The organism is Williamwhitmania sp., assembly GCA_035529935.1.
Taxonomy (GTDB): domain Bacteria; phylum Bacteroidota; class Bacteroidia; order Bacteroidales; family Williamwhitmaniaceae; genus Williamwhitmania.
In genome coordinates this window covers 21,252-34,148 of sequence record DATKVT010000155.1, presented here as the reverse complement: position 1 = coordinate 34,148, position 12,897 = coordinate 21,252, and the positions used below count along the sequence as shown (strand labels likewise).

At 41.7% G+C, this 12,897-nt stretch carries 9 protein-coding genes; 7 read left to right on the top strand and 2 right to left on the bottom strand.

Annotated features, from left to right (window positions below; genetic code table 11):
• Positions 1-391 precede the first annotated feature (391 nt).
• From hcp to narI, 7 genes are all read left to right on the top strand, one after another.
• Complete coding sequence (hcp, locus tag VMW01_11735; GenBank protein ID HUW06921.1) at positions 392-2,029, top strand: hydroxylamine reductase; 1,638 nt, start codon at positions 392-394, stop codon at positions 2,027-2,029.
• 9 nt (positions 2,030-2,038) lie between these two features.
• Entirely contained in the window at positions 2,039-2,218 is a 180-nt protein-coding gene (locus VMW01_11730; GenBank protein ID HUW06920.1) for a (2Fe-2S)-binding protein, read from the top strand.
• A gap of 256 nt (positions 2,219-2,474) precedes the next feature.
• The gene (locus VMW01_11725) at positions 2,475-3,761 is read left to right on the top strand and encodes an MFS transporter (GenBank protein ID HUW06919.1); all 1,287 of its coding nucleotides are present in this window, start codon (positions 2,475-2,477) and stop codon (positions 3,759-3,761) included.
• Between the two features lie 58 nt (positions 3,762-3,819).
• A complete protein-coding gene (locus VMW01_11720) occupies positions 3,820-7,551 on the top strand; it encodes a nitrate reductase subunit alpha (protein ID HUW06918.1) in 3,732 nt (1,243 codons plus the stop codon).
• A gap of 18 nt (positions 7,552-7,569) precedes the next feature.
• Positions 7,570-9,060 carry a nitrate reductase subunit beta gene (gene narH, locus VMW01_11715; GenBank protein HUW06917.1) on the top strand — a complete coding sequence of 497 codons (1,491 nt, stop codon included), beginning with the start codon at positions 7,570-7,572 and terminating at the stop codon, positions 9,058-9,060.
• On the top strand, positions 9,047-9,691 hold the full coding sequence (gene narJ / locus VMW01_11710) for a nitrate reductase molybdenum cofactor assembly chaperone (GenBank protein ID HUW06916.1): 645 nt from the start codon (positions 9,047-9,049) through the stop codon (positions 9,689-9,691). Before narH ends, narJ begins: the two co-directional genes overlap by 14 nt.
• 4 nt (positions 9,692-9,695) lie before the next feature.
• Complete coding sequence (narI, locus tag VMW01_11705) at positions 9,696-10,394, top strand: respiratory nitrate reductase subunit gamma (GenBank protein HUW06915.1); 699 nt, start codon at positions 9,696-9,698, stop codon at positions 10,392-10,394.
• A 117-nt stretch (positions 10,395-10,511) separates the two neighbouring features.
• On the opposite strand, the gene VMW01_11700 is transcribed toward narI, so the two are convergent.
• Together VMW01_11700 and VMW01_11695 are read right to left on the bottom strand one after the other, a co-directional pair.
• A complete protein-coding gene (locus tag VMW01_11700; protein HUW06914.1) occupies positions 10,512-12,239 on the bottom strand; it encodes a nucleoside-triphosphatase in 1,728 nt (575 codons plus the stop codon).
• Complete coding sequence (locus tag VMW01_11695; GenBank protein ID HUW06913.1) at positions 12,236-12,823, bottom strand: molybdenum cofactor guanylyltransferase; 588 nt, start codon at positions 12,821-12,823, stop codon at positions 12,236-12,238. The genes VMW01_11700 and VMW01_11695 overlap by 4 nt, the downstream gene beginning before the upstream one ends.
• Positions 12,824-12,897 lie beyond the last annotated feature (74 nt).

Genomic DNA, 12,897 nt, shown 5'->3' with positions numbered 1-12,897 from the left:
CAGTAGGTAAGCATGGAGATGAATCTACAATACAAGCGTATGTAAAGGGTCAAGGTCGAGAAAAAGAATATATAAAGATACACAGTCAGCAACTGTCTTTGTTTTAATACCTCGTCAGCTCTGCTGCGAGGTAGTTTATTTCTAAAGTTATTATTAGCAATTAAATACTGGTTTTTATCTGTTACAAACAAATATCAACTTCTGTTACCAAACATTTTGCATGCTAGGTTGAATGCAAAAGTTGTTTGGATTTTAACTCTTTAAGAATAATTAATAGAGTTTCTTTTTAAATACTTTTTTTTTAGCCGTACATTGCACTTATAGAACTTTGACTCTGATTACCTATTCTATTGAATTCACTTCTATTGGTTATACCTTTAAACTAATTGCCATGTCAATGTTTTGTAATCAATGTCAGGAAACAGCAAAAAACACTGGCTGTACTATTAACGGTGTTTGTGGTAAAAAGGAGGCCACAGCCAACCTTCAAGATTTGCTGGTGTATGCGTGCCAAGGAATAGCCGCAGTTGCTATTGAGGCTCGCAAAAAGAGGATTAATACCAATGCTGAGAGTAAGTACATTGTTAACTGTCTCTTTATGACCATTACCAATGCGAATTTTGATGATCGATCAATTATAGATGCAATTAAGGCTTGCAATGGTTTACGCGATGCTCTAAAAATCAAAGTGAGCTATAAAGGAACGGAAGATATGGTCGGTTGGAGTGCAACTTCTGATGCCGAGTTTCATGAAAAGTCCACACACGTTAGCACCCTCAATTTTGATACAAACGAGGATATTCGTTCACTCAAACAGTATGTGTTGTTTGGCTTAAAAGGAATTGCCGCTTATGCCGAACATGCGTTTAACTTGGGGTTTGAGGAGCAAGATATTTATGACTTCATTGAGGAGGTTCTTTTAAAGATTACAAAACCATCAGACTTAAGTAGCATGCTAAACCTAGTTTTGCAAACAGGAGAGCATGGCGTCCAAGTTATGGCATTGCTCGATAAAGCTAACACCTCCGCATTTGGAAATCCTGAAATTTCGTCAGTCAATATCGGGGTTGGTAAGAACCCAGGCATACTAATTAGTGGTCATGATTTAAAGGATATAGAGCAGCTGCTTATTCAAACCGAAGGGAAGGACATCGACATTTATACCCACTCAGAAATGTTGCCGTCGCATGCTTATCCAAAGTTGAAAAAGTATAAGCACCTCGTGGGTAACTATGGCAATGCTTGGCATCGTCAACTGGAAGAGTTTGAAACCTTTAACGGTCCAATCCTTTTTACCACAAACTGTTTAGTCCCTCCACGCAAAACTACTACCTACAACGATAGAGTGTTCACGACCGGTGCAACGGGTATGCCGGAGTGGAAAGTTTTGGATAAGAAATTGCCAAATGGGCACAAAGATTATTCTGAAATTATTGAGTTGGCAAAGAAATGTAAGCCACCACAAGAAATTGAAAAGGGGGAAATAACCATTGGTTTTGCTCACAATCAGGTTTTGTCACTGGCCGATAAGATTCTTGAAGCGGTAAATTCCGGTGCGATTAAAAAGATAGTGGTAATGTCGGGATGTGATGCTAGACAAAAAGCGAGGGAATACTATACTGAGTTTGCAAAGCAGCTACCCAAAGACACCGTTATACTTACCTCCGGTTGCGCAAAATATCGTTACAATAAATTGAATCTCGGAAACATTAACGGAATACCAAGAGTGCTTGATGCAGGACAGTGTAACGATTCTTACTCATGGGCATTTGTGGCTTTAAAGTTGAAGGAAGTCCTTGGCTTGGATGACATTAATAAGTTGCCAATCATATTCAATATTGCTTGGTATGAGCAGAAAGCAATAATTGTTCACCTAGCTCTGCTCTATCTTGGCATTAAGAATACCCATATTGGCCCAACACTCCCCGGATTTTTAACACCGAATGTATTAAAGATAGTTCAGGAAAAGTTCGGTGTTAAAGTAAGCACTACCGTTGAGGAAGACATGAAAATATTTGAACTTAATTAGAAGTATACGATGGAACAGGATGAGCTCATTTGCAACTGTAATGAAATTTACAGAAGTGAAATTGTAAAAGCCATTAAGGAGAAACACTTAAAAACCGTTGATGAAGTTGGTGAGGCAACTACAGCAGGAACTGTTTGTGGGCAATGCCAAGACGATATTCAATTAATTCTCGACGAACTGAATAAGTAACAATGGAGTATCAATTTTGAATTATTAGAGGAGCGTGGTTTTAACAGTTACCTAACTTCGAATAAAATTTGTGATAGCAAAGTGAGTGTTTCATCAGCTCTTCTAATGATTTATATTACAGAATGTTCTTTGATTTTTCAACTTCAATTTTCCCCCAGTTAACTGATACTAATTTGGGCATTGTAACAAATGTTACAGTTCGTAATTAGGTATTGTGCCATCTTGCAGAATAAAACCTTATTTGAGTATTTTTAAAATGGAGAATTTTACGGTTAAGGGTTCACCCAGCCAAGGGCTTTTGGGAACTACGCTTGGTTTCTTTTTTGGATTTGCAGCAGTTTCACTTTATGGCCCAACTGCCATCAAGTTTAAGGAGGCAATGGAGTTAACTCCGGCCATGATAGGGCTATTGGTTGCCATACCTGCTCTTTCTGGCTCATTACTCCGTATACCATTTGGAGCATGGGTAGATACCACTGGCGGTAAAAAGCCATTCCTTATTCTCATGCTTCTATCGGTGATTGGATTGGGCGGTGTTACCATGCTGCTTAATTTTGCCTATCCAAATAATATGCATGGTTTGTATGGTCTCATACTGTTTTTTGGTTTTTTGAGTGGAGCTGGCATTGCAACCTTCTCTGTTGGGATTGCGCAAACTTCATACTGGTTTCCAAAAAGTAAACAGGGGATGGCCCTCGGAACTTATGCTGGTCTGGGAAATCTTGCTCCTGGGCTCTTTTCGGTAATTCTCCCTTTCTATCTTCAGAGTTTTGGTTTCAATTCAGCTTATTTCGCATGGTTCCTATTTTTAGTTCTTGGCACCATTACCTATATATTTCTTGGCAAGAATTCCTACTATTTCCAATATCTCAAGGCAGGAAAAAGCAAGGAGGAGAGTAGGAATTTATCCATCGCTCTAGGTCAGGAAAATTTCCCAGCAGGCAATGTTAAGGATAGCCTTATTAATTCGGCCAAGGTTAAGAATACTTGGGCACTGGTGGCTCTTTACTTTACCACTTTCGGTGGTTTTATTGCACTAACGGCATGGTTTCCGGTATACTGGAACCAGCTACATGGATTCACTGTGCTAAAGGCTGGGCTATTTACCGCAATATTTTCAATAACAGCTTCCCTAATTCGTGTGTATGGAGGAAAGTTTGCAGATAAGATGGGGGGAGAAACGGTTAGCCTCATTTCACTATCAATAGTTCTATTTGCATCAATTATCCTTTCCTTCGATCAATCAGTAGTGGTTGGTTTTTCTACCACCTTGCTTCTAGCCATAGGAATGGGAATAAATAATGCAGCAGTCTTTAAGTTAGTTCCCGAATATGTGCCCAAGGCAATTGGAGGGGCGTCAGGGTGGATAGGTGGTCTTGGAGCATTTGGTGGCTTTGCTATTCCTCCAATAATGGGTGCCATTGCAAGCACAAATGGAAGAGCAGGATATGCAATGGGTTTTATTGTCTTTGCAGTACTGGCGAGCATAAGTATTGCCATCGTTTTGGTTTTAAAAAGACAGCGTCGTCGTATTGTATTTTAAGGGTTAATCCTGCGTCTTGAAAACCTTAGTCTGAAGTTCAATCTAAAACGCGTACATCATGAGTCTCTTAAACAAGTTGTTCTATTTTAGCAGTTCGGTAGGTAAAACGGCTGATAACTACGTGGCAATAACTGACGAAAATCGTAGTTGGGAGCGTATGTACCGCAATAGGTGGCAGCACGATAAAATTGTTAGATCCACACATGGAGTTAACTGCACCGGATCTTGCTCATGGAAGATATTTGTGAAGAACGGGCTGGTTACGTGGGAAACCCAACAAACTGACTATCCACGCACACGACCGGGTATGCCCAATCACGAACCAAGGGGATGTCCTCGTGGGGCGAGCTACTCATGGTATCTCTATAGTGCGAATAGAGTAAAATACCCAATGATTCGTGGTGAGTTGGTTGCAGCGTATAAAGAGGCAAAGGCTCGTCTTTCCGATCCAGTAAAGGCGTGGGAAGCTGTGGTTAGTGATCCTGTTATTTCAAATAAATATAAGGCAGCTCGTGGATTGGGTGGTTTTGTACGTGCCGATTGGGAGGAGGTGAACGAAATTATTGCAGCGGCCAATATATATACCATTAAAAAATTTGGTCCCGATCGGGTAGTTGGATTTTCGCCAATACCTGCCATGTCGATGGTGTCGTATGCTGCTGGCACACGATACCTCAGCCTAGTGGGCGGAACCGTACTCAGCTTTTATGATTTTTATTGTGACTTGCCACCAGCGGCACCGCAAACATGGGGCGAACAAACCGATGTGCCGGAAAGTGCCGATTGGTACAACTCTTCATTTCTTATGCTCTGGGGCTCTAACGTTCCTCTTACTCGCACACCCGATTCTCCTTTTTATACTCAGGTGCGCTATAAAGGTACAAAATCGGTAGTTATTGCCCCCGATTACAGCGACGCTGTGAAATTTGCCGATTTATGGATAAAGCCTCGACAGGGAACGGATGCTGCACTGGGTATGGCAATGGGCCACGTAATACTGAAAGAGTTTTACCTCAATAAAAAAGTTCCATATTTTGAGCGGTATGCCCGTCAGTATACCGACTTACCCTTTTTGGTTAAAATCGAGGAAAAAGATGGAAAGTTTTTGTGTGGCACCATTCTTAGGGCCAGCGACATGGAGAATAACCTCAATGCTGGTGATAATCCTGAATGGAAGCCGATATTAATTGATGAAGCTTCTGGGAACTATGTGGTACCTAATGGCACCATTGGTTCTAGGTGGGAAAAGAAGCAGAAATGGAACCTAGAACTTAAGGACAGCAAGTCTGGGGCTAATATTAGCCCAATGCTTTCTATTATTGAAAATCATGAGGAGGTTATTAATGTTCAATTTCCCTATTTTGGTGGTGAGACATTTAAGCACGAACATTTTTCTGCAACCGACCATAACGATATTATTGAGCGCAAGGTTCCTGTTCGCCGGTTGATGACTCAAAAAGGGGAGGTGTATACCTGTACCGTGTTTGATCTAATGCTTGCAAATTACGGCATTGATAGAGGATTTGAAGATCCCAATGCAGCCAAGAGCTACGACGATAATCTTCCTTTTACTCCTAAGTGGCAAGAGTTAATTACTGGAGTTCCTTCACAGCATATTATTTCTACGGCCATGCAATTTGCCGAAAATGCTGCTGCAACCGAAGGTAAGTCGATGATTATCATTGGTGCTGGCGTAAATCACTGGTTTCATACCGATATGATTTATCGTAGCGCCATCAATATGTTGGTCTTTTGCGGCTGTGTTGGTCAATCGGGAGGAGGTTGGTCGCATTATGTAGGTCAGGAAAAGCTTAGACCGCAAACAGGTTGGCTTCCAATGGCTTTTGGTCTTGATTGGAACCGACCTCCAAGGCAGATGAATACAACTTCCTTTATGTATTTGCACACTGATCAGTGGCGATATGAGAAGGTAAAGCTATCCGAATTGCTTTCACCTCTTGCGGACAAACCGGAGTGGGATAAGCTATCAATTGTCGATTGCAACATAAGAGCAGAACGAATGGGGTGGTTGCCAAGCTCTCCACAATTGGGACGAAATCCGCTACTGCTAGTTAAAGAAGCGGAAGCTGCTAAGATGTCTCCTCAAGATTTTGTTGTTTCGCAACTTCAGGAAGGTAAGCTTGCTATGGCGAGCGAAGATCCCGATGAGCCTTCTAACTTTCCGAGAAATCTATTCGTTTGGCGATCGAATCTACTAGGATCGAGTGCCAAAGGGATGGAGTACTTTATGAAACACCTGCTGGGTGCTCAAAATAGCATCCAAGGAAAAGACCTAGAAGAGACAGAGCAGACGTTGCCTGCCGAGGTGAAGTGGCACGACCATGCTCCAGAAGGAAAGCTCGATTTGCTTGTGACCCTCGACTTTAGAATGTCAACCACAGGTCTCCATTCCGATATTCTACTACCGGCTGCATCGTGGTATGAGAAAAACGATTTAAGTACCAGCGATATGCACCCATTCATTCATCCTTTTTCCAAGGCAATCGATCCGGTTTGGGAATCAAGATCCGACTGGGATATTTTTAAGGGTATTGCAGCAAAATTCTCCCAACTGACCGAAGGACATCTCGGCAATGAGACTGATGTTGTATTACTGCCGCTTCAGCATGATTCGCCAATGGAGCTGTCGGAGACCACGGATGCCATCGATTGGAAGCGTTCTGGCAAGGATATAAAGCCTGGCGTGAATTTCTCAAAAATTGTAACACTAAAACGCAACTACCCTGAAACATTTAAGCGATTCACCTCATTGGGACCGCTCATGAAAACCATTGGCAACGGTGGAAAGGGTATCGACTGGAATACCGATGCTGAGTTAACCCTTTTGGCACAGCTAAACCACACTGTTGTAGAAGAGGGTGAAACAAAAGGTTTGCCAAAAATTGATACAGATATTGATGCTGCTGAAGTAATTCTTGCGCTTGCACCTGAAACTAATGGGAATGTTGCGGTTAAAGCATGGAAGGCGCTGGAGGCCATCACCGGACTGAAACATGCACATCTTGCCTTATCGCGCGAAGATGAGAAAATTCGCTTTCGCGATTTACTGGCACAACCACGCAAAATTATTACTTCTCCCATATGGAGTGGCATTGATTCCGAAACGGTTTCGTACAATGCCGGCTATACAAACGTCCATGAGCTTATTCCATGGCGGACACTCACCGGCAGGCAAACACTTTACCAAGATCATCCATGGATGGTTGCTTTTGGCGAGAATATGGTTACCTACAAACCGCCCATTAACACAAAATCAATAGCGTCGGTGTTGGATAAACTTAGTGATAATGAGGATTATCTGATAATTAACATGATGACGCCTCATAATAAGTGGACCATTCACTCCTCTTGGTCCGACAATCTAATAATGCTTACGCTTGGTCGTGGTGGGCCCGTTGTTTGGATGAGCGAAACAGATGCCGGTAGCATTGGCTTAATTGATAATGACTGGGTAGAGGTGTTTAACACAAACGGAGCCACTGTTGCACGACTAATAGTTTCGCAAAGAGTGCCTGTTGGAGCTTTGATAATGTATCATAACCAGGAGCGCACTGTAAATATGCCAGTAAGTCAACTTACGGGCAATCGAGGTGGTGTTCATAACTCGGTAGAAAGGTTATGTCTAAAGCCAACCAACATGATTGGGGGTTACGCTCAGCTGGCCTACGGATTTAACTATTACGGTCCGGTTGGTTCCAATCGTGATGAGTTTGTGGTGGTTCGTAAGATGTCGAAAGTTGAGTGGAAGGACCAAGAAATTGTCGATTAACCCATTAAAATTACTGCTATGAAAATTCAGGCTCAGATTGGAATGGTTTTAAACCTCGATAAGTGCATTGGTTGTCATACTTGCTCGGTTACCTGCAAAAATGTTTGGACAACCCGAAAAGGGGTGGAGTATGCCTGGTTCAATAATGTTGAAACAAAGCCGGGTATGGGCTACCCAACCGGTTGGGAAGACCAAGAGAAATGGAAAGGAGGATGGGTGTTAGATAAAGAACGACTTCGTCCACGCATGGGAAACAAACCCACCATTATGACGAATATTTTTTCAAATCCTTTCTTGCCTCAAATTGATGATTACTATGAGCCATTTACGTTTAACTACAGTATTTTACATTCATCGGCAAGGTTTGTAACCCCGCCCTCTGCAAGGCCTCACTCTATGCTTACAGGCCAACCAATGGAGAAGATTGAAAAGGGTCCAAACTGGGAAGATAATCTTGGTGGAACTTTTAAGGAACGTAGCAAAGAGAAGAATTTCGATGAGCTTGACAAGGAGATGTATGCCAAGTTCGAAAATGTTTTTATGATGTATTTGCCAAGGTTGTGTGAGCACTGCCTCAATCCAGCATGTGTGGCAGCATGTCCCTCTGGAGCCATTTACAAGCGCGAAGAGGATGGCATTGTGTTGATCGATCAAGATCGCTGTAGGGGTTGGCGCCAGTGCGTTAGCGCTTGTCCATATAAGAAAATCTACTTTAATTGGAAAACCAAACGATCAGAAAAATGCACCTTTTGCTACCCGAAAATAGAAAATGGGGAACCAACCATCTGTAGCGAATCGTGCGTTGGAAGAATAAGATACATTGGTGTTTTGCTCTACGATGCCGATAAGATAATGCAATCGGCTTCTTCAACTGATCCAACAGATCTCTACCAATCTCATTTGGACATGTTTTTGGATCCAAACGATCCGAAGGTGGTGGCTGAAGCAAAAAAGCAAGGTATACCCGAAAACGTTATACAGGCTGCAAAAAACTCGCCGATTTATAAAATGGCAGTTGAGTGGAAAGTGGCATTCCCGCTGCATCCGGAATATAGAACGTTGCCAATGGTTTGGTACACACCTCCATTATCCCCTATTCAGGAACAGGTAGAGAGTGGAAGACTGGGTTTAAATGGTATTATTCCTGATGTTGATATGCTTCGAATTCCGGTTAAGTATCTTGCCAATATGTTTACGGCTGGGAAAGAAGAACCAATCAGGGAGGCGCTGGTGAAAATGTTGGCCATGCGGGCATATATGCGCAGTAAAACATTGGGAGCTAGTGCTGATGAAGGAGTACTGCAAGACACAGGACTAACACCTCAAATGGTTGAGGAGATGTATCGATACATGGCTATCGCCGATTTTGAAGATCGCTTTGTAATACCCATCTCTCACAGGGAGTATGCCTATGATGCATTTGGTGACAAAGCTGAGTGTGGCTTCTCCGATGGTGAGGGCTGTGGTAGCATGGATAGTCGTCTGAAAAATCTTTTTGGAGGAATGTGAGATGTTAAAGACCTACAAAATAATCTCTCTGCTGCTTTCCTATCCTAATCAGGATATTTATGACTTTCTACCGGAGGTTAATTTTGCCCTAGAGGAGGAACAGCTGCTCAATTCTGAAGAAATTCAAGGGATTGACTCTTTTATAGCGGTTTTTAGTGCGAAGCCGTTAAGCCAATGGCAAGAGTTTTATGTTCAGCTCTTCGATTATTCGCGCTCTGTTTCGCTTTATCTATTCGAACATGTGCACGGAGACTCCAAAGATAGGGGACAGGCAATGGTAGATCTGATTGATTCATACTCCGAGATGGGCCTTGCTCTTACTCGATCAGAATTGCCAGATTATTTACCCGTATTTCTCGAATTTTTGGCATTGCAACCCAAATCAAAAGCCAGTGAATATCTAGCTGATGTAATCGACATAGTTGGGTTTATTCATAAAAAGTTGGATGAGAAAGACAATCCATATAAACACCTTCTAAATGCGCTCATTCAACTTTCGGACCGTAAGCCTATTCTTGATCGTATTAAAAAGATGGAGTTGAACATGCCTGAGACTAATTTAGATGAAGCATATCAGGAAAAACCTGTGACTTTTGGCAATGAAAACCCTTGTGTAAACTGTAAATCGTAGAGCCATGAATTTATTTATTAACAATCTGCTGTTTACCTACTTGCCTCACATAGCAATGACCCTCTTTTGGTTCGGCGTAATTACAAGGATCGTAAAAACATCAAGGTCACTGCAAGCCGAATCGAGCCAATTTCTGCGAAAAAGGGGACAACGCTGGGGCGGTAACCTATTCCATTATGGCATATTAATGGTTTTTGTGGGCCATTTTGTAGGGCTTTTTACTCCCGAGCGCCTCTATCACTTAATTATGACAACTGCCACCAAACGGGCTCTTGCGCTCACCTTGGGCTCCATTTTCGGTACAGCGGCCGTGGTAGGCATCACCATTCTGTTAATACGTAGGCTAAGAGACGGACGGCTCAGAATAAACGGTAAACCGCAGGACATTCTTTTGCTTGTATTACTGCTTTTTGAGATGTTATTGGGGATGTCCTCCATTTTCACGACAGCCACTTCATCAGTTGAGAACTATGCAGCACTGGGTATTTGGGCACAAAAGATAGTCACTTTTCAACCCGATGCAGGAGCTGTAATTGCTGGCCATAGCATTATTTATAAGCTTCACATTGTTACTGGCCTTTTAATCTTTATGATATTTCCTTACACTAAGCTCATGCACATGTTTGTGGTTCCAATTGCCTATTTTTTCAGGTCAAGCTACCAATTGGTGCGTCGAGGTTTTACTAATAGGCCAGTTCAATGAATTTCGTGAATCGCTAAGAAGGTGATGTGGTCGTAATTCTATTTTTTTGTAAGTGGTATTGGGGTTAGAACAAAAAGTTGAACTACACTTCTGGAATAGTGGTAAAGAACATTATCTCTATTCAATTAACATGTTCTTAGCAATGGAAGCTGCAATCTCATCGATGCTGTCCTCTTTTAAGTTGAAGACATATACATTTCCAACACTCCATTTTCTAATAACAACATTTACAAGTCTTTCCCTTACAACCCAAAGATGGGTCGATTTAGGTTGGTTTAACAAGGCAGGAATTGCCGGAGCCCATCCCTTGTCGTTTATCTCCAAGGGGCCAATTTCGTCGATAACAGTCAGTTGGTTTGGTTGAAGAAGCGCCTTCTCAAGAATGTGAAGGCCATGGTTTAGCCCCTCTTCGGAAAAGTAGAATCGACCCGATTTAAGGTTTCCTCTAATGGGTTGTGCTGAGCAAAGTAATTCTTTCGAGCCGGTGGTGATATCTTCAACGTAATAACTTTTCCCATCTACGTTATCAGTTGCAACCGAAAAGAAGCCTTGAATAGAAATGCCTCTTTTTTGAAGGTTTGATACCACTTCTTTTGCAAGCGTAGTTTTGCCTTCATTCACCATTCCACTCAGAATAAAAACAGTTGGCTTATTGCTTTCAATGGTTACGAAATTCTCCAGTAACGATTGGGAGCTACTTAGCATGGTAAAGGTTAACTTTTTAAATCCAAACAACCTTGAGGTATCATTTGCAAATGCCTCCACCAATTCCGGTAGAGCTGTAAAGCTCAACTCCAGCGATTGGTATAGGTTCTTTAAGCCTCGCCTGCAGAGGATGTTTTTAACAACCGGACTTTGAAGTTCCCTACTAATTGCCGAAAAGGCTGCCAATAAAATCATTGCTCTAAAAACCATCTTCCATCCAACAATCCAACCTTCTGGTTGTAATAGGCCATTGAACGAGAATCCATCGTAGAAAATGGCAGAAAACAGTAAGATTAGTGATAGTTGTATCCAAATAACTCTCTTCTTCAAAAATCTCATGTTTTGTTTATATCGCATGCTAATGGAACCTAAAAACAGGAGCGTAAATGTGGCCGAAATGAGAATGTGGGTTTGTGATATGATTACCATGCCTACAATGAGCATGGTAATAATTAACAGGAGGAGAAGTGAAGCGTGATTCTTTTTTGAGGTGTAAGGGAACAAATCGCTCTTGGCATTACCCTTGATTAGTGGTGATTTCCCAGCGTGATTCTGTTTAAGAAATTGTTGACCAGTGATGTATCCCAACATACCTGCAAGGCAACCAATTGTTAGATAAATTGCTGCAACGATAATTAGTATATTTACTGGTTCTAGGTTGGTAATCTTCAGCTGATTCGCTGCATATAAATAGATATTTTTTAGGATGGTCACAAAATCCCATCCATAAAGAACAAGAAGAGAGATTGTTTTGTGTATCAGCGCACTAAATACGGTAAGTGCACCACCGATGCCATAGGCAAATATATTCTTCCCAAAACTTCGAATGATAATCTCTAATATTAACGCCTCTGAAAAAATGCCGAGCATTGGGCCAAGTATTATGGAGCTGGGCGCAAGCGACTTCATGAGAGCACAAATGAGTCCGGAGCGCCAAATTACTCCATCAAGTTTCCAGAGCTGAAAGAAGGCAATGATTAGGTAAACTGTGAAAAATGACAAGATGCTTCCAGCAAATGGGATTTTTAAATTGTGCAGTAGGCTTCCTAAAACTATTTCAACAACAGCCCATAAGCTACCAATCACTGAGGCTTTAAGCCATTTTTCTGACAGTGGTTTGTAGGGTATAAATGTGGTCATTCCCCAATTCTTTTATGAAAGTTGATATCCGCTTTGGTGTTGATATTGGTAAAGAGGTTTTCTGAGTAGAAGGGCATACCCACAACGTCGAGAAAAAGTGTTTTAAGTGGAACAATGGCATCGAATATTTTTAGTCGATTATTGTGCAACGCTTCTTCTACAATTGGAATACTGCTGCGATGAAAGTAGCTAGCCATGCTCTCTTTAAGTCCATTGTGTATTGGCATAACAACTTGATGGCCCTCTTTATGATTGAGCAATACACGAAATAAGTCAGAATGCAGTTCTGGTAAATCACATCCAATCACCAAATTGTATGAATTTCTTGATGCAAGTAAGCCAGAATGAATTCCTGCTAATGGACCAAGACCTTTATGTAAATCCTCAACAAGTTTTAGTCCAGTGAAAGTATAATCTTTTGGATTATTGGTGATTATAAGCAACTCGGCACATAATGGGCGTAAAAGATTAATGGCATATTCCACCATCGGTTTACCAAGATATGGGAACAGCCCCTTATCAACCCCGAAACGGCTGCTTTTTCCGCCAGCCAGTATTATTCCGGTAACCTGTTTTACATTCATATTAAATTGCTCAAGTGCAGAAATGATCTGCTACCAAATATTCAAAAATAGCCAAAATGGTCTAAACTAATAGG